This window comes from Congzhengia sp. (assembly GCF_037235575.1).
Lineage (GTDB): Bacteria > Bacillota > Clostridia > UBA1381 > UBA9506 > Congzhengia > Congzhengia minquanensis.
On sequence record NZ_JAXUNN010000038.1, the window covers coordinates 142,183 to 164,555 of the forward strand.

Here is a 22,373-nt window from a genome sequence, read left to right on the forward strand (position 1 = left end):
CATGTTTAAGGTTGCAATCGACGGCCCCGGCGGCGCCGGAAAAAGCACAATTTCAAAGGCCGCAGCAAAGCAAAAAGGGTTTGTTTATATCGACACCGGCGCAATGTACCGCGCGGCGGCGCTTTTTTGCATGCGGCAGGGTATTGATATTCAAAACAGTCCCGAACAGGCAGCGGCAGCGGTTGACACAATTTCAATTGACATTGACTATCAGCAGGACGGGCAGCATATCTATTTAAACGGCGAGGACGTATCGGAACAAATCCGCTCGCCCGAGGTTTCTATGGGTGCGTCTGAGGTTTCGGCAATCGGCAAAGTTCGCGAGCGGCTGGTGGCCTTTCAACGGGAGCTGGCAGCGTCGAAAAACGTGATTATGGACGGCCGGGACATCGGAACAAAAGTGCTTCCCGACGCGCAGGTGAAAATTTTTCTCACCGCTTCGGCCGAGGTCCGCGCAAAACGGCGCTATGACGAGCTTGTGGCAAAGGGTGATGACGTGTCGTTTCACGAGGTACTGAAAGACATTGAAAAGCGGGACAGAAACGACGAAACCAGGGCGGTTTCGCCGCTGAAGCCTGCGGAAGACAGTGTTTTGCTCGACACCAGCGCGCTAAGCTTTGCGGAGTCTTTGCAAGCGGTTGTTGACATCATTGATAAAAAATTAAAGAATTAACTGAAAGGATGTTTTATTGTTGTTATCCTTTTTAAAATTTTTGGTACATATTTTTTGCCAGGTTGTTTTTTTCGTAAAGCTTATCGGAAAAGAAAACCTGCCCAGTGAAGGACCTGTTATTCTGGCGGTGAACCACACCAGTCTGTGGGACCCGCCGGTGCTGATTGCATCGGTTCCGCGCCACATGCGTGTAATGGCGAAAAAAGAGTTGTTCGACCATAAAATGCTCAGCCCCATTTTAAAAATAGCGGACGCATTTCCGGTATCCCGGGGGTCAAACGACATCGGTGCGATTAAAACCGCGCTGCAAACGCTGAAAGAAGGCGACATGTTCACCATTTTCCCCTCTGGAAAACGAGTGCTGGCAAATGAATCGTCTGAGGCAAAGGCAGGCGTTGCGCTGATTGCGGCGCGCAGTGGTGCACCGGTTATTCCCGTGGCTATGCGGGGGGGGTATAAGCCGTTTCATCAGGTGAAAATATATTTCGGCCAGCCAGTCACCATGAAGCCTGTCAACGGCAAAAAACCGACTGGGGACGAGCTGAAAGCCTTTGCAGATGAGATTATGGAGAAAATTGAGTCCTTGGGAGTGTGATAAAAATGGAACTTCGGGTAGCCAAAACAGCGGGCTTTTGCTTTGGCGTTGCCAGAGCGCTGGATATGGTGGAGGCCTGTGCGGCGGAGCCGGATAAAACATATCACACCTTAGGTCCCATCATTCACAACAAACACGTTGTGGACGAGCTGGCGCAGCGGGGAATTTCCCCTGTTGACGCGGTGGACATGGTGGGCCAAAGCGAAAACCTCATTGTCCGCACCCACGGCGTGGGCAAATCGGTTTACGATGAAATGGAAAGCCGCGGCATTGGCGTTGTGGACGTGACGTGTCCTTTTGTTAAAAAAATTCACAATATTGTAGAGAAACACCATCGGGAAGGGTATGCCATTGTAATTGTCGGCGACAAGAATCACCCCGAGGTGCGGGGGATTAACGGCTGGTGTGAAAACGCTGCGGTAATTTTAGCCACCGAAGAGGAGGCAAAAAAAGCAAAATTTGGTGAAAAACCGGTTTGCGTGGTGTCGCAAACCACATTTGTACAAAATATTTTCAAAAAAATTGTATTTTTTTTAAAAAAAACTTGCAATGATATAGTGATATTTGATACAATATGTAGTGCGACTGAAGAAAGGCAAAAGGAAGCTTATGAGCTGGCAAAAGCCTCGGACGTGATGTTGGTCCTGGGCGGGCGCAACAGTTCAAATACCCAGAAGCTTTACTCCATATGCAAAAGTGTGTGTGATAATACGTTTCTATTAGAGCATATCGGAGAGCTGGATTCAGCCTGCAATTTTGACTCAAAGAAAGTCGGAATTACTGCGGGGGCGTCCACTCCCGCGGTCATAATAAAGGAGGCAATTTGTAAGATGGAAAATTTTGAAAGCTTTGAATCCCTGGTTGAGGAGTCTTTAAAGACTTTAAATACCGGTGACGTCGTGAAAGGAACGGTCATTGAAGTTCGGCCAAACGAGGTTATCGTAGACTTGGGCGCAAAGCAAGACGGATTTATTCCCGCTGCCGAAATTTCTGACGACCCTATGGTAACGACATCTGATGTTGTAAAACCCGGCGATGAAATTGAGGTATTCGTTGTCCGCGTGAACGATGCGGACGGCAATATCATTCTTTCTAAAAGAAAGCTTGATTCAGCAAAAACTTGGGAAAATGTGAAGAAAGCATTTGAAGACGGAACCGTTTTGGAAGGCAAAGTTACCGAAACAGTGAACAAGGGCATGATTGTGGTTTACAAAGGCTACAAGGTGTTTGTTCCCGAATCTCAGGCAAGCGAACGCCGCATGTCTGACCTTTCCGGCTTCGTTGGCAAGGTTGTTGCTTTCAAAATCATTGATATAAATGACAGGAGGAAACGCTTGGTCGGCTCTGTGAGGGCTGTTTTAGAGGCACAGAGAAAAGAACTGGAAGAAAAGTTCTGGGCAGATGCGGCTGTTGGCAACATTTACACCGGCGTGGTGAAATCTTTAACCAACTTCGGTGCGTTTGTGGACATTGGCGGCGTTGACGGCTTGGTACATATCTCTGAGCTGAGCTGGTCGCACATTAAGCATCCGTCTGAGGTGCTTTCCGAAGGCGATTCCATTCAGGTTTATATCAAGGATATTAACGAAGAAACAAAGAAAATTTCTTTAGGCTTTAAAAAAGCTGAGGACAACCCCTGGGAAATTGTGAAGTCTAAAATCGAAGTGGGCGGCACAACCACAGTGAAAATTGTGAGAATTATGCCTTATGGCGCATTTGCGGAAATCATTCCCGGCGTTGACGGTTTGATTCACATTTCTCAAATTGCAAATCGCAGAATCGACAAGCCCCAGGACGAGCTCTCTTTAGGTCAGGAAGTTGAAGTGAAAGTTACGGACATTGACTGGGATAACAAAAAAATTGCCCTTTCTATCCGTGCGCTTATCCAGCCTGAAGAAGAACAGGCGGAAGCCCCAGTTTCTGCTGTGTCGGCAGAAGAACCGGCGGCGGAGCCGGAGGCAGAAGAAGCTCCTGTGGAAGAAGTTCCTGCTGAAGAAACGGCAACAGAAGAATAAGAAAACGAAATTAGCAGCGCAAATTTATTTTGCGCTGCTTTGTTTTTGGGAAAGTTTTGTGAAATAGGAGTGCGTGAAATATGAAAAATGAATTGAATTTTAATCATATCCACCCTTTTATGGCGGTCCGCCGGGAACAGTTTGCTGATTTACAGAAAAAAGCGGAACAATCTCCTTGGAAGGAAATGAAACAGGATGCGCGAAAGCGGTTTTATGAGTTGCAGTTTAACCCAGACGATTGTTTCATTCTTCGCTGTAACAGTGTGTGCGATATAGCAGACGCTGCGGCACTTCTTTATATCTTGGAACCACCGTTGAGAAAGCAATGCGTTCAAAAGCTGCTGGATATCATTGGGTTTTGGCAGCCGGAGGTTCCGGGCAATCTTTATGACGAGATGTATCACTCCGCCGGAGACCACTGGATTGGAGCAATTCCTCCAGGGGCGGCGTTTGTAAACTGCCTCTTGGCGCTGGACATTATTTATGACGACCTTACAAAAGAACAGCGTTTATTTTGTGAACAGACGTTAGAAACCATTGCGGAAAATTATATTCAAAACGATGAAAACCATATGGTGGCAATTTTAGGCGTCAGAGGGTTATGGGCGCTGTATCAAGGGCAAAAAGAGCAGCTGTTTCAGGCGTGGGAGTCTTGGAAAGAGCTGTTTATGGGCTACATCACAGAAGACGGCGCAGGCGTAATGAGCATAGACTATTCGGTTGACCGCTTTGTTCGGGGAAATCGTGTTTCAAAAATTATTTTGCCTATTGTAATGGACTTTACAGGACTGGACAAGTCCTTTTACCAAAACCAGAAAGTAATTCACTTCACCGAATGGGCGTTGGGCTATACCTATACTCCAGCGAAAAACATGTGGTTGATTGGGGATACATTGTTAACAACCGGAGTAAAAGAGGCAGAATCACTATTTTTGGTTTACGGTGCAGCAAAGTATTCAAAAAAAGCAGCAGAGTTTGCAGCGTGGCTTATGAAAGACAGGCCTCCTCGGGGAAAGCTGTTAAATTACCTTTTGTTAAAAGAAGATTTTAAAAAACCACGCGCACCGAAAAGTCAGATTTTAAAAGACGGCGGTGCATGGTTTTATGAAGATATAGAGAATAAAGATTCCCTGGCGGGAGTTTTATGGAACAGCACAATTTTTGACGGACACGGACATAAAGAAATAAATTCTGTCAACATTGCTGCCTATGGTCGCCGTCTATACGTCAATGCCGGTTACAGCGGCTGGGGCAGCGGCGCAGAAGGTTTTACTTGGAATTATATTAACCAGCGTGCGCTTTCCGCAAACACTGTTTTGGTGGATTACGACTATCACACTGTATTTGATCCTGAAGAAAAAAATGACCATCAGTTAAAGAGCGGTGCGGGTATTGTTGAAGGCTTTTCATCTGAGAAGCTGTGCTATGCTTTGGGTGATTCAGGCAGTGCACTGCCCAATGCAGTTCACAGACGTGGTTTTGTTATGGTGGCCGGTGAAAATGACGCATCTGGATATTTCCTTTTGTTGGACAGCGTCGATGCGGGAAATAAAATGACTGTAGTGCACCGCCCCTTTTCAGATGCGTACAAAATAGAAAAGAAGGACACAGAATATGTATGGAAAGTAGAAAATGCTGGTCTTTCTGTTTTTCTTGCTACACCGCCCTCTGACACAGAAATGATTGACGGAATTGTTGCAGACCGTATTTCCATATTGAACAAGAATTTTCAGCAGCAGCATATCGGCTTTAAAATAAAAAGCCTGCTGGCAAGCTATTCCGCCGGAACAATGGCGGCGACAGTCTTATTTCCTTTTGATGAGACGCATAAAAAGCCCATTCTGCAAAGAACAAAAGCGGGAGCAAAATTAATTTATTCCCATCAGGAGGATTTATTGCTGACAACAAATTGCGGTGATGGAGAAACAAGATTTAACGGCGCAGCGGCGATTGTCCGCAGAACAGGCAGCGGCTGTAAGTGGTTTTTTGCGCAGCATGCGACAGATTTTAACTGCATGGGGAGTGGATTTCATTCCACCTGCCCGATGTCTGTATTTTTTGACGGAACAGCAGGAATGTATACGGCGCAAGCCGATACGGAATTTACATTGTTTGTAAATTCAGGTGAAAGGGTTCTTATTGGTGCAAAACAGTCAAAAGTATTGGAAAAGGATAGTGGAAAAATTTCATTTTTGTTGCCTGCTGGCACAAATTCTATAAGAATCGTAAAATAAAAAAGCGGGTTTTGTACCCGCTTTTTTATGATTCATCTATACTTGTTTCCTCAGTTAGAGGCATTTCCTGCTCTTTTTCTTTTAGTAAATCACGAATTTGTGTAAGCAGTTCTTCCGTGGTTGGTCCTTTTTCGATTTCTTCGATAATTTCCTGCTTTCTTTCCAGTTTCTTTCTTGCGGTATTAATCAGTTTGACAAACAGAAAAATAGAGAACGCGATGATTAAAAAATCGAGAATGTTTTGAAGGAACATGCCGTAGTTAATGGAGTTAACCGTGCCGTCTGCCGCAGTGGACAGAACAAACTTTAAATCTTTTAAATCAATTCCAGAGGTAAGCATTCCGATTAATGGCGTGATGACGTCGCCCACCAGCGAGGTGACAATTTTTCCGAAAGCGCCGCCAATGACAACACCAACGGCCATGTCGATGACGTTTCCCTTAAATGCGAACTCTTTAAATTCTTTCCACATGTTTTATCCCCTCCGTTTTCGTTCAAAATGCAGTTATCTTTCTCCTGAATATTCTAAATTTGCGCGGCGCGCCTGAGCGTGTTGAAATTTGCGTTTAATTTTATAAAGCTTGCCGTCTTTTTTTAGCCGTGCCCCGGTTTGCTGAAAGTGAAAGGGTACACCTGCCTCTATGCACTGACGCCGTATGTCCAGCACCCAGTCGAAATCGCACACCCGGGCGTTTTCGCCGGATTCGCCGCCCACGGCAACCTGTTTTATCCCATTTAAGTAAGGCGTTAAGTCCATTGCAGAAAGCAGCGGCGAGCAAATAATCAGCTTTCGCTGAATGGGCAGATTGGTAAAAATTTCAAGGCGCTTTTTTGCCTGTTCCGCGTTTTCCACCGAACATCCCACGGTGACATTTTTGTAGCCTTCGCCCCAGTCTGGGGGAACACAGTCTAAAAACCGGTGGGGACGTTTGGTAAAAAACATGAAGTGAAGGTCTTGCCTTTGCCGCATCATGTCCCAAGCCTGAGGACGCCAAACATCTGCTGCGTCCAATAAAAAGTCTGACGTAAAGCAGGTGTAAACCAATTCGCCGGGCGCAACTTTATAGCTTCCGTCCCGTTTCTTTTTTACAGGCAAATCAAAGCTGGCGGTTTGTTTTACCTCTGATGCGTCCCGGTCATATTTTGCATCGGAACGGTAAACGTAACAGTTTTCACAGCCTGCACTTACTTTTTTGCACCCGTGCCAAAGGTTCCAATTAACCGACATATCAAAGGGGCGTAGGTCTGAAAATCAAATGGAAAATGTTGCCCTCGATGTCGCGGAAGAAAAAGGTTTTAATGCCCTTGGGCGAAACCGCAACATCGGTAACAACCTCCACTTTTTCCACTTTTAATTTTTCCACCATTTCGTCAAAGCCGTCTTCTGTAACAGACAGGGCAAAGTGGCGAATTCCCCATTCTTTCGGTTCTGTGGGGCGGCAGTCGCCGCTGCATGCGATTATCTCCAGCATCGAACCGTCGGCAGCCTTTACAAAATAAGTGCCTTTGCCGTTGTCATAAACAATTTCAAATCCAAACAGCTTAACATACCAGTCGGTTAAGGCTTTTGAGTCTTTTGCCAAAACCGCAATGTGTTCAATTCCTGTTATCATTTGATCTCCTTCCTTTCGTCATAATTTAACAAAATACATTATATAATTATTTAAGGAAGTTGTCAAACCTATTTATGCAGAATTGGGGATATTTTTTTGTATAAAAGGAGTGTTAAAACCGAAAGCACAACACCTTTCACCAAATTAAACGGCAAAATGGTAAACAACACAAGATTCATCTTTACGCTAAACGGCGCGCTGGGCATGTAGAGCGGGAGCATGATGAACAAATTGGCTAAAACGCCTGCCGCCGCCAAAGCCAGCGTTGCAAAAATTAAGGACAGTACGGCGCCCTGAAACGTTTTGTTGTGTTTATAAACCATTCCGGCAACGAAACAAAGGGTGCCGGTCATCACAAAATTTGCCAGCTCTCCCACCAGGCCGGTGGAGGTCATGGTGCAGTGAAGCAGGTTTTTAATCAATTCAGTGAGCACGCCTGCCAGAGGGCCGTAGGCAAATGCAATAATCAGCGCAGGCAGGTCTGAAATTTCCACGTCTAAAAATCCGCCAACTTTCAGGCCTGTCAATGTGCCGATGACCTGCAGCAGGAATGCCGCGGCGGAAAATACACCTACAAAGGCATAAAGACGGGTTTTGTTTGTTTTCGTGTTTTGTTGTAACATGTTTCTTCGACCTTTCATAAAAAAATAAGCGCCCTGAAAACAGGGCGCGAAAAAACGCAATAAAAAAATGGTTTTTTTGCTTCTTCCATCCGGACTTGCAACTGAAAAAGCGCATGCATATGCGCCATTGCTTACCGTCGGCTTCGGAATCGCACCGATATCAACAACCAGTTCTGGTTGCTCGCGGGCTAAGCGCAAATGCGCCATTACCGCCGGTCGGGAATTTCACCCTGCCCTGAAGTACGTTTTTTATTATACTACATCTTTTTTTAAAATGCAACTAGTGCACAAAATTTTTTTATTCTTCTTTTTCCCCTCTTAACAACTCGCTTTGGCGGGTGGTGATCAGCGCGTTAATAATTTCATCCAAATCGCCGTTTAACACCGCGTCTAACCTGTGGAGCGTCAGACCAATCCGGTGGTCGGTCACCCTGCCTTGCGGGTAGTTATAGGTTCTGATTCTCTCGCTTCTGTCACCCGTGCCAACCTGGCTTTTGCGTTCCTGAGCAATTTGTTCGTGCTGTTGGCTCTGCACCAGATCGTAAAGCCTGGAGCGGAGAATTTTCATTGCCTTGTCTTTGTTTTTGTGCTGAGACTTTTCGTCCTGACAGGAAACCACCAGCCCGGTGGGAAGGTGTGTTATGCGCACCGCAGAGTCGGTTGTATTAACGCACTGGCCGCCGGGGCCGCCTGCACGGAATACGTCGATTCTAAGGTCGTTTGCGTCGATGTACACTTCCACATCCTCAACCTCAGGCAGCACTGCTACCGTAACCGTGGAGGTATGAATTCTGCCGCCGGACTCTGTGGAGGGAATTCTTTGCACTCGGTGAACGCCGCTTTCAAATTTTAATTTTGAATATGCGCCCGCTCCGCCTATACTGAAAGAGATTTCTTTAAAGCCGCCGATGTCGGTGGGGTTCGAGCTTAAGATTTCTGTTTTCCAGCGGTTCGCTTCGGCATACATGGAATACATTCTGAAGAGGTCGCCTGCAAACAACGCCGCCTCCTCGCCGCCGGCGCCGCCGCGGATTTCAACAATAACGCTTTTGTCGTCGTTGGGATCTTTGGGCAGAAGCAGAATTTTCAGCTCTTCGTTAATTGCTTCAATTTTTTGTTTGCTTTCTTTAATTTCTTCTTCGGCAAGTTCTTTCAGTTCCTTGTCCGTCTCGGAGTCTGAAATGAGCTCTTCGTTCTCTTGAATCGTTTCATTCAAAGCTTTAAATTCCCGGTATTTTTCTACAATGGGACTAATGTCCGACTGTTCTTTGCAAAGTTTGGCAAAGACTGCCTGGTCGGAAATAACGTCCGGGTCTGCAATTTTTTTGCTCAGTTCGTCGTAGCGGTCTTCTATAAACGACAATTTTTCTAACATAAATGCACCTCAAATTAATTTATACCATTATTATATAACAATATCCAGAAAAATGCAACGTTTATAATACGGGAGTTTTGATTTGTATAAAGTTCCTAAATTTTAAATTATTTCCTTGACATTTTTAAATAATTTCTATATAATTATAATGATAATGGCAAAGGGGTATACCCCTTTGTTGTATGTATAATATACATACAACAACTTAACTCTAGCCGGGAAATAATTTATCATAAAATTTTAAATCAGGAGGGAGAAAAAAATGAAGCAAACAAAAAAAATGGTTTCCTTATGTTTGTCGTTGGTGTTCTTAGCGATCAGCATGTGCATGCCGCTAAGTGTCGGCGCCGAAAACACTTATACGACAGAAACAGGCGGAACCCTGACAAGACTTATTCCAACGACAAAGTCTTTTGAAGCCAACGAAACAAAAACGTTCGACTTTACGGTGGACACCACCGCAGAGTATGCGCTGTTTATGGATTCGACAGACAGTAACAAAGTCGGAACGGCAACCACCTTTGCAATCACGGAAAAGGACAGCAGCACGGCAGTTCCGTTCACTGTTCGCGAAAAAGATTCTGATGCAAGTGTAATGACTTCGGTTGAAAGCTACAGCTATGTTCATCCTTCACGCTACGGCAATACAGAAGGCTTTCAGTATGAAAGGGTAGGCAATATCTCTGAACTAAAAGCAACACTTACAGCAGGTACAAACTACACGCTGTCAGTTTCAAGAGAAGCGACACTTTCGACTTTAAATTATGTTGACCTTAGGTGTTTAACCATTCCCATTACCGGCGGAAAACAGGCAATTGCCTCGGAGGATGCAACGGTCTTTACTACCACAACGCCGGCGCATGTAAACGAGCAGCTTAATTATGGCAATACTGCCTTGCCCGAGGGTTATTCCTTAATTGGCGACTACACTGATACCAGCGTATTTGCGTCCTCAAATCGCAATGTGCCAAGGTATATTCATATTTCAAAAGATACTTATGCAGAATATAAGCTGGACATTCAAAAAGAAGGCTGGTATCGCGTTTACTACAACACAAGCACGTGGGTAGACACAAAAACTGTCACAGCAGGCGATAAATATTCATTTAAAGTTCCGTTCTCGGTAGACGGCGAAGAGAAGGAAACCTTAGTCTGGAGCTTCACGGCCACGGCAGACGGACAAAGTCCTGAAACACGTCTTTTAAAGACTTTACCGGTTCAATTTAACAAAGGAGAGCATACCATAAAATTCGGGAATGCAACAGCAGGCTCTTACGCATATCATATTTTAATGGAAGAGTTGCCGGATTATGACCCAGAAGAAGACGCAACAGTTGTAATGGACACTGTTCCGGTAAAAGTGGACAGCACCCTCTCCCGTTTTGAGCCGGAAACGCCCATTACTCTGTCTTCCACAGGAAAAAGCTATGTGTTTACCTTTACTCCGGAGGCAACGGGCGAATATGCGTTTTTCTATAATAATACGGGCTCTGCTGGAAGCCAGCCCATGACGATTTCGGTTAGCGAAGCAGGTGGCGATAAGGTTTTTGAGAACACCTGCAATACCAAGGGAGTTGTGTTTGAACGGTTTGGTGACAATTCATATCAGGCAGCGCCTATGGAAGCAGGCAAGACCTATACCATTACGCTGACCGGCACCGGCACTGCCATTACAATGGAATATTTTGATTTGAGGTGTGTTAATCCGCTGACGACCCCGGCTGAAGGAAAATTTGCTATCTCCCCTTCAGACTATGTGGTAACGTCCATCGGAAGCTCCCACATGAGCCAACAGTTTACATCGCAAAACTATAAAAATACGGAGTATCCCATGATAGGCGATTATTACAGCGATAAGCTTGCATCTCCAAGGGACAGGGTAACCGCAATTCACAACGGAAATGGTTCGTATATTACCTATGCGCTTAATGTAACAACTGCGGGATATTTTACCCTGACACTCCCAAATGTTGTAACCTATCCGGGGGATGCAAAAGCAGAATCTATTCGCCTCAGCGTTAATGGAGAAGTTTATGACGAACAGGGCTGGACGGGCACCGCAACAGACCTTACCTTTAAGCCTTTTTACCTGTATGCAGGTGTGAACCGCATTACCTTGACCAATTTGACTGTTCCGTTTGACAAGGGCGACGGCACACAAAGTGAAGGCAAAGAGGTGGGCGCTTATATTAAGTCGTTGTTGTTCGACCAAGTGCCGGGCAAGCCCGAACCAACTGCAATTTCCGGTGATACAAAGGTTGATTCAAAAATTCCCTTGAATTCAATGGAAACATCAACGGGCAGCGTTACAAAAAATGATGCAGACGGCAGCTATTCGTTTAAAGCGGGTGCTTCTGTGGAATACAAGGTAAACGTAAACGAAGCGGGAACCTATGTGGTTTATATTGACGGCAAAGCACCCCAGAACGGCGTTGACGTGCTTGTTGACGGCACCTCAAAGCTTGGCGCAACCTATAAAACCACGGGCCAGAAAGAAACGGTAAATGCAAGCTTCTCTAGCAGACAGGTGAAAAAGCTTTCTGTTCCTGTTGAACTGGAAGCGGGCGAACACACCATTACGCTGAACTTTGCAAACGGCAGTAAATGGGACGAGACTGAAAACAAGGCGGTTGACATTACAGAAGCCGACGACTATACCATGGTTGTATATTCAGCATGGATGAGAAGAGTTGATCTCACAGCAAGTGCAAGTGAAGAAATGTTCCTGCGCTCTTGGGATTTTACGGCCGTAAGCTTCCTCCAAGAAGATAAAGGCAGCAGCAGCTCTGCCGGTTGGTGCTTCCCCCATCAGTATGGACAGGGCGGCCCCTACACAGTTGGCAGCTTCACCGATTGCCGCAGCGTGGTATTCATTAACGGTGTGGATGTAACCTATAAAGTGAACATTCCCGCAGATGGTTACTACAATTTCTCAACCTTTATTAACTGTTCCGCGGCAACCAATACTTGCACCATGAACCTTAACGGAGGCACGTATTCCTGTGACGTTACAACAGACGGAAGCGGGCCAGTTAAATCAACCTTTGAACCTGTGTTCTTAACCGCAGGCGTCTATGATGTGAACTTTAAAGCGCCAGCAAGCCCGACAGGAACAATGCGGTTATACGGCATGAGTGTTACTGCGAAAGAAATGGGCGATTATGTAGCCGTGGGTGCTGACAGTGCGTCTGTAAGCGTTGCCTTTGATAAAGCTTATACGGGCAGCGTTATCACGGCATTCTACAGCGCTTCTAACGAGCTTGTGGGCATTCAGACAGATGTAATTACAGATGCTGCAAGCTACCGTGCAGACATTGCGCTCACCGACACGCCGGTTACGGCAAAAGTGTTTGTTTGGGGAGACTTGACAAACGTTATTCCGCTTAGAACATCTATTGATTTTGCCGCAGGCACCGATTCTTGGATTGTAAAATAAAATTTAATTAAGCAGTAAAAAACCCTTCGGAAATTTTTCCGAAGGGTTTTTATTTTCTTAAATTAATTTTTCTAAAAATGCTTTTGCTTCTAAAATATCTTTTATCTGTTCCGGGCCTGAAATTTCCCGCTCAATGGTCAGTGCGCCGCTGTAGCCAAGTTCTTTTAGTCTGTCGATCAGCGCAGGAAAGTCAACTTTTCCCTGGCCGATGGGTACCTCTTCACCTAAGTTTTGTCCGTCAGTAGGATAGAGGCCGTCTTTTGCGTGAACACCTCGCACAAATTTGCCGAACACGTCCAGCGCGTCCACCGGATTTGCCTTGCCGTATAAAATTAGATTTGCAGAATCTAAATTGATGCCTAAGTTTCCGGTTCCCACCGCCTCAATTACCCGGCGCAGGGCCACAGGCGTTTCCTGCCCGGTTTCAAACAGGAGATACTGTCCGTTCGATTTCATATACTCCGCCACTGCGCGGATAGCGGCAACAACCTCATGAAACTCTGTTGTACCGGGATTTTCCGGTAAAAATCCCATATGAGTTGCAATGTCGGTTACGCCGATTTTCTTTGCAAAATCAGACCCTAACATTAAATTTTTCATTCGTGTGAAGCGGAACGCTGCGGGCACAAGGCCTAAGGTAAGCGGTCCTTCAGAAAAATTCCACTTTGCCGGTCCTTCCCAGCCGCACCACAAAGCGGTAATTTCAACTTGGTGGTTTTTCTTTGCCTGGTTTACCAGTTCTGCCATTTCATCGGTTTTCAGCCGGTCGTCCCACATGCTGAGCTGGCAGGTTGAAAACCCATTTTCACGCAGACGGCGGAATTCTGTGTCGATGTCTGCGCTTAACGTAACAAAAACGCCTAATTTCATGCTGGTTCCTCCTTTGTTAATTACATTCCGGTGTCAGCGGCCCGGCCAGATCTTTTAAATAAAACAGCTTTCCAGGAAGCGTGGGCATAAAGGTTGATGGAATGTGAATGTCCGGCCCGTGGTGCAGGGTGGTTAAAAAGCTCATGCCCTGCCAGCCCATACCGCGGCCCAAAACGCCGTCAGCGCCGCCGATGCAAAAGTCCGCCTGTAAAAACAGACCCGGCCCAATGGTGTTGGCCCGGCAGGGAACTAATGTGGTGCGGCTTTTAAAGCTGGTAATTGCATTTTGCTCAATGGTCAGCGGATGAAGTTTAGCCCCCAATCGGTGGGTGGCCTGTTTCCAGCCGTTTTCGTCGGCAAAGTCTGCAGCAAAGTGAGGCTCCCAAAAGGCAATGTGACACATGCGCCCGATTCCATACACCAAAATCAGTTTCGCACCCTCACCTTTCAGCGACTCAATTTTTTGCGCATAGGCAGGAAGGTTTTCTTTCGTGGCAAAATTGCGCTGCGTTTCCGGCACGGTAAACTCGCCTAAGGGCGTGAAAAACGCCTCTTTCATGGCATATTCAAACGATGCAGGGTTATCAGGCGGCAGAGTATTGCCATCGCCGTCTGCCCACTCGTCCATGTTAAAAGTGAAAACATGGGAGCAGGAGACCTGCCATGCCTTTAAAAAATATACCGCCCAGCGATACATTCCCATGGGACCCACGGGCAAAATCAGGGCAATTTTTTCGTTTCTGTCCCGTGCTTCCTTAATTTTTAGTGCAATTTCATGACCCATAAAGGTATCAAATTCATAAATATCGCGGCATTCCACCGGCGTAAAATCCGGATTCCAAAAAGGTTCTTCTGTAACGCCCTTTTCACAGCAGGCGTCAATTTTTTTTAAGTCCCAGCCTTCCGGGTAAAAGTTTTCTAACAGAGAACCTTTCACGGTGCTTAAAAAGTCCATTTCTTCATCCTCCTAAAATTGTTTACGGTAAATAACGTTTTGTTGCAAGCTTGGGCCAGGCCAGGCATTGGATAAAGCCCTCTGCGAATTGCACGCCGCACTGAAGCCCGCGGTAGCGTGCACAGGTTTTCACAAATTCAGCAAAGTCAATGCCGTCGTGTTCCCGCATCCATTTCATCTGGCTTACATGACATTCCAGCATGTTCATTTTCAGCTCAATGAAGTCTGAAACATCTACATATTCTGTAGGGATAAAGTTCACCCCGGCCAAATTGTCCATATAAAAAATAGGTGTAACGTTTGCCTTGCCGGCTACAGCTGTTTGATAGTGGGGCACGCTGGCGGCAAAGGCAGCGTCAAACACCAGGCGGCTCACCGCCACGTGGTCAGGCATATAGTCGCTGGGCGCGTGGGTAATGATAAAGTCGGGGTTGGTCGTGCGGATTACGTCTGTCACTAAATCCCGCTGCTGCTTGCTTCCTTCATAAACCATCAAATCACCTACGTCGCAGGTGACTACGTGAATGCTGGCCAAACCGCCTGCTTTTTCCGCCTCCAGCTTCCGCATATCCCTCAGCTCGTCAGGCGCTATCACCTCGTGACCAAGGTTTCCGTTGGCAACGTGGCAAACCGTTACCGTGTCGCCTCTGGCTGCACATTTCGCCAGGGTTCCTGCACAGCCAATTTCTATATCGTCCGGATGGCAGCCAATTGCAAGCACATTCATTTTATATTCCTTCTTTCATTGCGTTTTTTATTTCTTTATGTTATACTAATTAAAAAAGAATCGCAATACATTTTTTTATGCCAAACATACACTTTTGTATCTTGTTTTTAAAGGATGTGTACATTTTATGAAAGCAGTTTATGTAAAACACCAAATTGCAAACCTGATTCCTATCAGCAAAATTGTAACCATTCACTATTTTGAATTTGAAAAGGACTTTGTGTCGTCAGGCGAGAGCCACGACTTTTGGGAGTTTGTTTATATTGACAAAGGCGAAGCCATTGTAACGGCGGGAAAGCAAAAGTTCATTTTAAAGCAGGGAGAGGGATATTTTCACAAGCCAAACGAGTTTCATGCGTTAAGTGCAAATTCCGTCACAGCACTCAATGTGTTTATTGTGTCTTTTGTCTGCAACGCAAAAAGCATGGACTTTTTTAAATCGAAAAAAATAAAAGTTCAGCAAAAGTGGAAGGGGTTCATCACCGCTATCATTGAAGAGGGCAGAAAAACCTTCGACCTTCCCTTCAACAATCCGGACTTAAAGGGCCTTACTCTGCGGGAGAACGCGGTTATCGGCGGTCAGCAAATGATTCGGACATATTTAGAACAGTTTTTAATTTCTGTTCTAAGAAGCGAAACCAAAGAGGCGGAAACAAGAATTTTTCCCACCAGGGAAACCATGGAAAACCATCTTGTCTGCGAAATTATAAAAATTATAGAAGGCGCGCTTTACACCCAGCTTTCTGTGACGGATATCTGTGAAAAGCTCTCCTACAGCAAGGCCTATCTTTCTAAAATTTTTAAAGCTTACTGCGGATATTCCATGGGTGAATATCTGATTCTGCTGAAAATAGAAAAGGCAAAACAGCTCATTCGGGAAAAGGAATTTAACTTTACCCAAATATCCGACATGCTGGCATTTTCCAATCCACTGTATTTTTCGAGGGTATTTAGACGTGTTACGGGGATGTCCCCCAGGGAGTATTTAAATTCTGTAAAAATAAATTAAAATACAAAAATATATGTTTTTGATACGATATGATATTCTAAAAAAGCGCAGCTTGCTGTAAAGTAAAAGAAAACTTGAAATTACGGAGGCGTTTTTACAATGTTAAAAATAGGATTAATCGGCTGCGGCGGCATGGGGAGCGTTCATGCCAACAGCTGGATTGCGTTAGGCGATAAGGTGCAGCTTGCGGCAATTGCAGACCCTCAGCCGGAGAAAGCCAAAGAATTCTGCGAAAAAACTGGTGCGAAGCTTTATCCCGACGGAGAAGCCCTTTTGGCGAACGAGCAGCAGTTAGACATTATTGATGTTTGCGTACCTACGTTTTTGCACACACGTTATGCGGTGGCTGCCATGGAAAAGGGCATGAACGTGTTCTGTGAAAAGCCCCTTTGCTTAAACCGGGAAGAGGCCGAGCTGCTGCTTGCAACAAAGGAGAAAACCGGCATGAAGTTCCAGGTGGGACAGGTTATCCGCTTTTGGGACGAATATTGTTATGTAAAACATGCGGCGGAAAGCGGCGAATTTGGCAAGGTGCTGTCCGGCGTGTTTACAAGGCTTTCCCCCAATCCCAAGTGGTCTTGGGAGAACTGGTTTAACGACTACACCAGAAGCGGAACCATGGCGTTAGACCTTCATGTTCACGATGTAGACTTTATCCGTTATCTGATGGGCAGAGAGCCGGACGGTTTTCACACCGACTGCATAAGGGACGCTGACGGCGTAATTCAGCAGATTTTTACAAGCTTTCAATATGGCGATGCGGTTTTTACAGCGGAAGGCTGCTGGGATTACCCGGATTGTTTCCCGTTTTCCATGGCGTTCCGCGTGAAGTTTGAAAAGGCCACTATTACTTATAAAAGCGACGAAAAGCTGATGGTGTATCCCGTGGCCGGCGAAGCTTATGAGCCGGAGCTTGATAAAATGAAAGCGGAAGACAAAGAAAGCGGCATAAACGTGTCCAACCAGGGGGCATACACAAACGAATTGCGCTTTTTTGCGGACTTTGTATCGACAGGCGCGAAGCAGGAAATTGCGCCGCTGTCTGAAGGCGTCAAATCCGTTCTTTTAGCCTTAAAAGAAATCGATGTTGCAGGCGGAGCAAAAATTTGAAAAAAGTGTTGACAAGTGTAAAATTTAGTGCTATAATTTAGTAGAATAAATTGAATAAATAAAGACAAGGAAGAGAAGGAGTAAATTTCTTTATCTGTGCATAGAGAGAAGCGGACGGTGGAAGCGCTTTCACAGAGGGATTTTGAAGTAGTCTCGGAGTTGCGGACTGAACAAAGCGAACGGAACGTGGTTGCTTTTATTAGGCTCCGACGGAACAGTTTCCGCCGTAAAAAGGGAAAGCGGCATCGCGTTTGTTTGCTGTGTCGGTTGAGGTATAGTTGTAACGCTTCTATACGAAATTAGGTGGTATCACGAGTCATTCGTCCTAATGAAAGGATGAATGACTTTTTTTATTGGAATTTCACTTGTGAAGGAGATTATACATATGGAGCTTTTAGACAATTACATGCCGCAAACATCCTTTTCCAGCTATGAGGAGTTTGCGGAAAAATTCAAAATCAACGTGCCGGAAAACTTCGATTTTGCACGGGATATTGTAGATCAATGGGCACAGCTCGAACCGGAAAAGAAAGCCCTTGTTTACTGTGACGACAATGGTTTTGAACGTACGTTTACGTTCACCGAGGTTTCGGAGCGTTCTAAGCGCATGGCACAATATTTTGTATCATTGGGCATTGGGCCGGGAGACCGTGTAATTACCCTGCTGCGCCGCAGATGGGAATATTGGATTATTGCCGTGGCCCTGCACAGAATGGGAGCGGTGCTGGTGCCTGCCTCGATTCAGCTCACCACAAAGGACATCTCTTATCGCATTGAAAGCGCCGAGGCAAAAATGCTTATCGCCATTGACGATGAGTTTGTCCGCGCACAGATTGCGCCGCTTTATGATAAATGTGAAACCTTAAAGCATATTCTGATTGTCGGCGACAATCCAGTTTCCGATTATCACGATTTTAACAGCGAATATCCGAATTTTGATTTATACGACCAGCCGGTGAACAGAACGAACGACGACGAAATGGTAATTTATTTTACCTCCGGCACGTCGGGATATCCGAAAATGGCCATTCACAACCGCACATACCCCTTAGGCCACATCACCACGGCAAAATATATGCAGCGCGTGTTAAACAACGGCCTGCACTTAACCCAGGCGGACAGCGGCTGGGCAAAATTCGGTTGGGGCAACATCTACGGACAGTGGATTTGCGGAACGGCAATTTTTGGCTACGACCCCATTCGGTTCGATGCAGGGCACTTTTTAGAAACCATTCAGAAACACAGACCCACCACGATCTGCGTGCCGCCCACCATGTACCGTTTGATGCTGCATCACGGAATTGAGGCGAAGCAGTTTGAATCTGTTACATGGTTTGCAACGGCGGGGGAGCCGCTGTCTGACGAAGTGAACAGGGAATGGAAAAACATAACAGGGCAGGACATTCACGTTGGGTTTGGCCAGAGTGAAGGCTCGCCCATCTGCTGCACTTTTGAATGGCTGGAGGTACGCCCCGGCTCCATGGGCAGGCCGTCGCCCCTTTACGATGTAAGAATTTTAGCCGCAGACGGCGGATATTGCGATGCCGGCGAGGAGGGCGAAATTGTTATCATTCCGGCAGAAAAACAGGTGGGGCTTCTGTCAAAATATTCTTTAAACAAGGAGCAATTCCAGCCCTTGCAGGGCGGCGTTTACCACACCGGTGACATTGCCTATAAGGACACAGACGGCTACTTCTACTATGTCTGCCGCAACGACGATATGATTAAATCCTCAGGCTACCGCATAGGGCCCTATGAAATTGAAAGCGTGTTAAACACCCATCCTGCGGTTAAGGAAAGCGCAATTGTTGGCGTGCCGGACGAAATCCGCGGCCAGTTAATTTGTGCCATTATTGTTCTGCACGATGGATTTGCCCCGTCGGCTGAGCTGACAAAAGAGCTTCAGACGCACGTTAAAAAGAATACCGCGCCCTATAAATATCCCCGCGTGGTAAAATATTTTCACGATATCCCCAAGACAACATCGGGAAAAATTATGCGGAAGGACTTAAAAAAGCTGGCAGAAAGCATTGATTAATCAAAAAACACGGCACTTTTAAAGTGCCGTGTTTTTATGTAATTAATTTGGAAAGGGAATAAACTTCGTTTCCTTTTGAATTTATAAGTTTTTGGTCAATTTGAAACCCAACCTTTTTATGAAGTTGTATGCTGGCATAATTATCCGTCCGAACCTGTGCCCGCGCAGCTTGAAAGCCCAGTTGTTTCGCATGACTGAGAGCAGCCAAATAAGCCTGATAAGCAAAACCCCTGCGCCGGAAAGGAGGAAATATCTTTATGCCGCAGTGAACAATGTTTTCTGTCTGTTCGCGCAGACTGATCAATCCAACAGCCTGGCCTCCTGAGTCTATTGCAAGAAGTTCGAAATATTGCCCATTGAACGTCTTTGTCCTCCATTCGGCAATCATTCTACGAATGTCGCATTGCGTCATATCTGGATATTCTTTTTGTAGAACAGGAATATCCGAATCTGAAAATTCTCGAAGCGTGACCATATCTTAAATCCTCATTTTTATCACTTTTGCAGGCACGCCTGCCGCCACGCTGTAAGGCGGAACATCTTTTGTCACAACCGCGCCGGCAGCAATGACAGCGCCTTTTCCAATTGTGACGCCTGCGGTGATATTCACTCTGCCTGCAATCCACACGTCGTCATGAATGGTAATGGGAGCGGGCCGAATTCCCTGCTTGCAGATGGGTGTGTTTACATCGTCAAACACGTGGTTCCCTGCAATCATCATGGCGTTTGCGGCAATACGCACGTTGCTGCCAATGGTTACCTGTCCCTCTTTGCCATATCCCACAATGGTGCAGTTGGCATTCACCGAGCTTCCGCAGCCAATGGAAACGTCCCCCTGAATTGCCGTGTTGTAAGAAACCGAGGTGCCGGCGCCAATGGAAATTGTGTCGCCTTTTGGGTTTATTCTGCTTTCGGGGCTGATGCGGCAGGTTTTGTGAACCGTCACATTTTTGTGGCGCAGGGCCAAACGCCGCCCAAACCAGCAGCTTATTTTCTGACCTCTTGTTTTGTTCTGCTGGTATGACACGCCGCCGTCCAGCCAGGTCCAAATGCTCATAGTTCCACGCTCCCCATGTCAAGCTCATAAAGCTGGGAGTTTTCACCGCACATCACGTTAAACAAAAGCTTTGAGCCGTCGGCGTTAAACACAGGGTGGTGGCAGATAAAATGGCGGTTGCGGCCTGGGGGCACCGCCTCACGGTTTTTACAAGGGATGTGATAACATTTTTTTATTTCGTCGCTTCTTTTGTCAATAAACAAAAGCTGTCCCTGTCCGTCGGGCGTTTTGCGGCTGTCGGTCACAATCAAATTATAATCTGCCGGGCTGATGGACGGGTGTCCGCCGGTTTGGACTTTGCTGATTTTTGTGTAGCCTGTGCCGTCATAGTTTACCATGGCAAGACACATTTTCGTTTCGTCGCCGGGCACCGGGCCATATCCCAAAAGATGCTTCCCGTCCGGGTGCCAGCCCCAATGAACACCGGGGCGATTGTAGCTTAAATCCACCGCCATATGAAGTTCTGTAAAATCGCGGTTTGCAGTGAACACATAGCCAATGCGCGGCTCGCGCCGGACGTTTTTCACCGTGTGGTTGCCGAAGTAAAACAAACATTTGTCTCCCTGGCGGTTCCAGCGCAGACAGTAACACATTAGGGTAAGCCCGTCGTTCTGGCCGTAGATCTGTTTCATTTCCCGGTCGGTTTCCAAAAGTCGGTTTTTGTGAACGTGGCTGTTTAACACATCATTCACCGATAAGATCAGCTTTCTGGTGCCCTTGTCCATGTCATATTGAAACAGGCCGTGCTCATTCCGCGCCTGAAAGGGAAAGGGCGCGTCCTCCGGATGATATTCCAGCGTGCCGTAGCCTGCGGCATACAACATTCCCATAAAGCCCGAAACAATTGGGCCGCCGTCAGTCGGGGCGCCCTCCATGTCGCCTGCTACGCGTGTTTCCAGTCCGGTGGAAAGCTCTCTGCGCACAATATACGGCACGGTGTTTGTACCGCTCTGGTAATATACAAACCGGCAGTCGGGACTCCAGGTCTGCCAAAAACCCGTGTGGAAAAAGCTGGACGAATATTTGTTTTCGCCGAAGCTGTCCACAACTTTGCCATCGTTATCGGCAATATAAACCTTGCCCGTTTCCGTTTTAAAGTCTGCCGCTGCAAAAAGCAGCCTGCCGGAGCCGTCCGGCGCATATGGATTCAGCGTATAATAACTGTGCACGCTCCACTTGTCTAACGTTACCCGCCGTTTCATTTCCCTGTAAAGCATATCAATCCCCACGCTTTCATTGATTTCATAACTTCATTATATTCAACCGATTTTTAAAATTATATCGAAATATTGTCTAAAATTTTTATTATCTTGCGAAAACGGCGGACAACTACTTGCCGCCGTTTAAAACTTGATTTAATTTTTTCATTGTGTCTGTTTCCGGCTGATGATATGAAGCAAAGGGAAAAGGAATTCCCATGGTTTCATACTTTTGCGCGCACAGTTTGCGGAATGGCAAAAGTTCAACCTTTTGAACGCAGGTTTTGTCTGAAAGGAGCGATTTTAACCGCAAAATATTTTCTGCTGTGTCGTTTAAGCCGCTGACTACCACGTGACGGACCCAGCAGGGAATTTGCCGTTTTTCAAGCTCATCTAAAAATGAAAGGGGGGCGTTCATTCCGCAGCCGATGTGGGTGCGGTAAGAGTGGTCGTCGGTCATTTTTATGTCTAAAAGCACCAAGTCGCAGAAGTCAAGGAGTTTTAATGCCCCATCGGTTAAAATGCTGCCCGAGGTATCCAGTGCGGTGTGAATTCCGTTTTTCTTGCACAGTTTTAATAGCGCTGTCACAAATTCAGCCTGTAAAAGCGGCTCGCCGCCGGAAACCGTAACGCCCCCTTCAAGCCCAAAATAGTCTTTATACCTTAAAATTTTTTCTAAAATCTCCTCCGGGGTGAACTCGTTACAATCTCCCCGGCACACGTCAATATTGTGGCAATAGCCGCAGTGCAGATTGCAGCCGTGCAAAAATACCACAAACCGCACTCCCGGCCCGTCTAACGTGCCGAGGGACTGAAAGCTGTGAATTTTTCCGGTCATAGCTTG

General features: G+C 46.3%; 20 protein-coding genes, 1 riboswitch and 1 other annotated feature. Of the genes, 8 read left to right on the forward strand and 12 right to left on the reverse strand.

What is annotated here, in order from left to right:
• Position 1 precedes the first annotated feature (1 nt).
• From cmk to WIG73_RS09440, 4 genes are all read left to right on the forward strand, one after another.
• A complete protein-coding gene (cmk, locus tag WIG73_RS09425) occupies positions 2 to 673 on the forward strand; it encodes a (d)CMP kinase (protein ID WP_337400299.1) in 672 nt (223 codons plus the stop codon).
• A gap of 19 nt (positions 674 to 692) precedes the next feature.
• The gene (locus WIG73_RS09430; protein WP_249312799.1) at positions 693 to 1,268 is read left to right on the forward strand and encodes a lysophospholipid acyltransferase family protein; all 576 of its coding nucleotides are present in this window, start codon (positions 693 to 695) and stop codon (positions 1,266 to 1,268) included.
• A 5-nt stretch (positions 1,269 to 1,273) separates the two neighbouring features.
• Entirely contained in the window at positions 1,274 to 3,283 is a 2,010-nt protein-coding gene (locus WIG73_RS09435; protein WP_337400300.1) for a bifunctional 4-hydroxy-3-methylbut-2-enyl diphosphate reductase/30S ribosomal protein S1, read from the forward strand.
• A gap of 80 nt (positions 3,284 to 3,363) precedes the next feature.
• On the forward strand, positions 3,364 to 5,517 hold the full coding sequence (locus WIG73_RS09440) for a hypothetical protein (protein WP_337400301.1): 2,154 nt from the start codon (positions 3,364 to 3,366) through the stop codon (positions 5,515 to 5,517).
• Positions 5,518 to 5,542: 25 nt separating this feature from the next.
• Here WIG73_RS09440 and mscL read toward each other — a convergent pair whose 3' ends face one another.
• From mscL to prfA, 5 genes are all read right to left on the reverse strand, one after another.
• Positions 5,543 to 5,989 carry a large-conductance mechanosensitive channel protein MscL gene (gene mscL / locus WIG73_RS09445; RefSeq protein ID WP_337400302.1) on the reverse strand — a complete coding sequence of 149 codons (447 nt, stop codon included), beginning with the start codon at positions 5,987 to 5,989 and terminating at the stop codon, positions 5,543 to 5,545.
• Positions 5,990 to 6,022: 33 nt separating this feature from the next.
• A complete protein-coding gene (locus WIG73_RS09450) occupies positions 6,023 to 6,745 on the reverse strand; it encodes a DUF5131 family protein (RefSeq protein WP_337400303.1) in 723 nt (240 codons plus the stop codon).
• A 1-nt stretch (position 6,746) separates the two neighbouring features.
• Positions 6,747 to 7,130, reverse strand: coding sequence for a VOC family protein (locus WIG73_RS09455; RefSeq protein WP_249312804.1), 384 nt, complete (start codon positions 7,128 to 7,130; stop codon positions 6,747 to 6,749).
• A gap of 68 nt (positions 7,131 to 7,198) precedes the next feature.
• Positions 7,199 to 7,753, reverse strand: a complete 555-nt coding sequence (locus WIG73_RS09460) for an ECF transporter S component (protein WP_249312805.1) — start codon at positions 7,751 to 7,753, stop codon at positions 7,199 to 7,201.
• A 73-nt stretch (positions 7,754 to 7,826) separates the two neighbouring features.
• Positions 7,827 to 8,000: riboswitch (FMN riboswitch) on the reverse strand.
• Positions 8,001 to 8,051: 51 nt separating this feature from the next.
• Positions 8,052 to 9,128: a peptide chain release factor 1 gene (gene prfA / locus WIG73_RS09465; protein ID WP_337400304.1), complete on the reverse strand. Its 1,077-nt coding sequence runs from the start codon at positions 9,126 to 9,128 to the stop codon at positions 8,052 to 8,054.
• Positions 9,129 to 9,390: 262 nt separating this feature from the next.
• Between prfA and WIG73_RS09470 the strand changes: the two genes are divergently transcribed.
• The gene (locus WIG73_RS09470) at positions 9,391 to 12,564 is read left to right on the forward strand and encodes a hypothetical protein (RefSeq protein WP_337400305.1); all 3,174 of its coding nucleotides are present in this window, start codon (positions 9,391 to 9,393) and stop codon (positions 12,562 to 12,564) included.
• Positions 12,565 to 12,621: 57 nt separating this feature from the next.
• On the opposite strand, the gene WIG73_RS09475 is transcribed toward WIG73_RS09470, so the two are convergent.
• From WIG73_RS09475 to WIG73_RS09485, 3 genes are read right to left on the reverse strand one after another with little or no spacing between them, the layout of a single operon-like run.
• Positions 12,622 to 13,434 (reverse strand): sugar phosphate isomerase/epimerase family protein, encoded by an 813-nt coding sequence (locus WIG73_RS09475; protein ID WP_337400307.1) that lies wholly within the window; start codon positions 13,432 to 13,434, stop codon positions 12,622 to 12,624.
• Between the two features lie 16 nt (positions 13,435 to 13,450).
• Entirely contained in the window at positions 13,451 to 14,389 is a 939-nt protein-coding gene (locus tag WIG73_RS09480) for a hypothetical protein (protein WP_337400308.1), read from the reverse strand.
• 22 nt (positions 14,390 to 14,411) lie between these two features.
• Entirely contained in the window at positions 14,412 to 15,116 is a 705-nt protein-coding gene (locus WIG73_RS09485; protein ID WP_337400309.1) for a PIG-L deacetylase family protein, read from the reverse strand.
• A gap of 127 nt (positions 15,117 to 15,243) precedes the next feature.
• Between WIG73_RS09485 and WIG73_RS09490 the strand changes: the two genes are divergently transcribed.
• The 3 genes from WIG73_RS09490 to WIG73_RS09500 all read left to right on the forward strand — a co-directional run bounded on the left by WIG73_RS09490 (position 15,244) and on the right by WIG73_RS09500 (position 19,273).
• Entirely contained in the window at positions 15,244 to 16,125 is an 882-nt protein-coding gene (locus WIG73_RS09490; RefSeq protein ID WP_337400310.1) for an AraC family transcriptional regulator, read from the forward strand.
• A gap of 99 nt (positions 16,126 to 16,224) precedes the next feature.
• Entirely contained in the window at positions 16,225 to 17,235 is a 1,011-nt protein-coding gene (locus WIG73_RS09495) for a Gfo/Idh/MocA family oxidoreductase (protein WP_337400311.1), read from the forward strand.
• A gap of 58 nt (positions 17,236 to 17,293) precedes the next feature.
• Positions 17,294 to 17,566 (forward strand) — a binding site (T-box leader).
• A gap of 54 nt (positions 17,567 to 17,620) precedes the next feature.
• On the forward strand, positions 17,621 to 19,273 hold the full coding sequence (locus WIG73_RS09500) for an AMP-binding protein (RefSeq protein WP_337400312.1): 1,653 nt from the start codon (positions 17,621 to 17,623) through the stop codon (positions 19,271 to 19,273).
• Between the two features lie 34 nt (positions 19,274 to 19,307).
• On the opposite strand, the gene WIG73_RS09505 is transcribed toward WIG73_RS09500, so the two are convergent.
• The 4 genes from WIG73_RS09505 to pflA form a co-directional block, all read right to left on the reverse strand.
• On the reverse strand, positions 19,308 to 19,748 hold the full coding sequence (locus WIG73_RS09505; protein ID WP_337400313.1) for a GNAT family N-acetyltransferase: 441 nt from the start codon (positions 19,746 to 19,748) through the stop codon (positions 19,308 to 19,310).
• 3 nt (positions 19,749 to 19,751) lie between these two features.
• On the reverse strand, positions 19,752 to 20,330 hold the full coding sequence (locus tag WIG73_RS09510; RefSeq protein WP_337400314.1) for an acyltransferase: 579 nt from the start codon (positions 20,328 to 20,330) through the stop codon (positions 19,752 to 19,754).
• Entirely contained in the window at positions 20,327 to 21,547 is a 1,221-nt protein-coding gene (locus WIG73_RS09515; RefSeq protein ID WP_337400315.1) for a hypothetical protein, read from the reverse strand. Before WIG73_RS09515 ends, WIG73_RS09510 begins: the two co-directional genes overlap by 4 nt.
• Before the next feature lie 112 nt (positions 21,548 to 21,659).
• Positions 21,660 to 22,367: a pyruvate formate-lyase-activating protein gene (gene pflA, locus WIG73_RS09520; RefSeq protein WP_337400316.1), complete on the reverse strand. Its 708-nt coding sequence runs from the start codon at positions 22,365 to 22,367 to the stop codon at positions 21,660 to 21,662.
• Positions 22,368 to 22,373: the final 6 nt, after the last annotated feature.

Coding starts and splice junctions, on each gene's coding strand:
- cmk (WP_337400299.1), top strand. CDS start 2: ATGTTTAAGGTTGCAATCGACGGCCCCGGCGGCGCCGGAAAAAGCACA.
- WIG73_RS09435 (WP_337400300.1), top strand. CDS start 1,274: ATGGAACTTCGGGTAGCCAAAACAGCGGGCTTTTGCTTTGGCGTTGCC.
- WIG73_RS09440 (WP_337400301.1), top strand. CDS start 3,364: ATGAAAAATGAATTGAATTTTAATCATATCCACCCTTTTATGGCGGTC.
- mscL (WP_337400302.1), bottom strand. CDS start 5,989: ATGTGGAAAGAATTTAAAGAGTTCGCATTTAAGGGAAACGTCATCGAC.
- WIG73_RS09450 (WP_337400303.1), bottom strand. CDS start 6,745: ATGTCGGTTAATTGGAACCTTTGGCACGGGTGCAAAAAAGTAAGTGCA.
- WIG73_RS09455 (WP_249312804.1), bottom strand. CDS start 7,130: ATGATAACAGGAATTGAACACATTGCGGTTTTGGCAAAAGACTCAAAA.
- WIG73_RS09460 (WP_249312805.1), bottom strand. CDS start 7,753: ATGTTACAACAAAACACGAAAACAAACAAAACCCGTCTTTATGCCTTT.
- prfA (WP_337400304.1), bottom strand. CDS start 9,128: ATGTTAGAAAAATTGTCGTTTATAGAAGACCGCTACGACGAACTGAGC.
- WIG73_RS09470 (WP_337400305.1), top strand. CDS start 9,391: ATGAAGCAAACAAAAAAAATGGTTTCCTTATGTTTGTCGTTGGTGTTC.
- WIG73_RS09475 (WP_337400307.1), bottom strand. CDS start 13,434: ATGAAATTAGGCGTTTTTGTTACGTTAAGCGCAGACATCGACACAGAA.
- WIG73_RS09480 (WP_337400308.1), bottom strand. CDS start 14,389: ATGGACTTTTTAAGCACCGTGAAAGGTTCTCTGTTAGAAAACTTTTAC.
- WIG73_RS09485 (WP_337400309.1), bottom strand. CDS start 15,116: ATGAATGTGCTTGCAATTGGCTGCCATCCGGACGATATAGAAATTGGC.
- WIG73_RS09490 (WP_337400310.1), top strand. CDS start 15,244: ATGAAAGCAGTTTATGTAAAACACCAAATTGCAAACCTGATTCCTATC.
- WIG73_RS09495 (WP_337400311.1), top strand. CDS start 16,225: ATGTTAAAAATAGGATTAATCGGCTGCGGCGGCATGGGGAGCGTTCAT.
- WIG73_RS09500 (WP_337400312.1), top strand. CDS start 17,621: ATGGAGCTTTTAGACAATTACATGCCGCAAACATCCTTTTCCAGCTAT.
- WIG73_RS09505 (WP_337400313.1), bottom strand. CDS start 19,748: ATGGTCACGCTTCGAGAATTTTCAGATTCGGATATTCCTGTTCTACAA.
- WIG73_RS09510 (WP_337400314.1), bottom strand. CDS start 20,330: ATGAGCATTTGGACCTGGCTGGACGGCGGCGTGTCATACCAGCAGAAC.
- WIG73_RS09515 (WP_337400315.1), bottom strand. CDS start 21,547: ATGCTTTACAGGGAAATGAAACGGCGGGTAACGTTAGACAAGTGGAGC.
- pflA (WP_337400316.1), bottom strand. CDS start 22,367: ATGACCGGAAAAATTCACAGCTTTCAGTCCCTCGGCACGTTAGACGGG.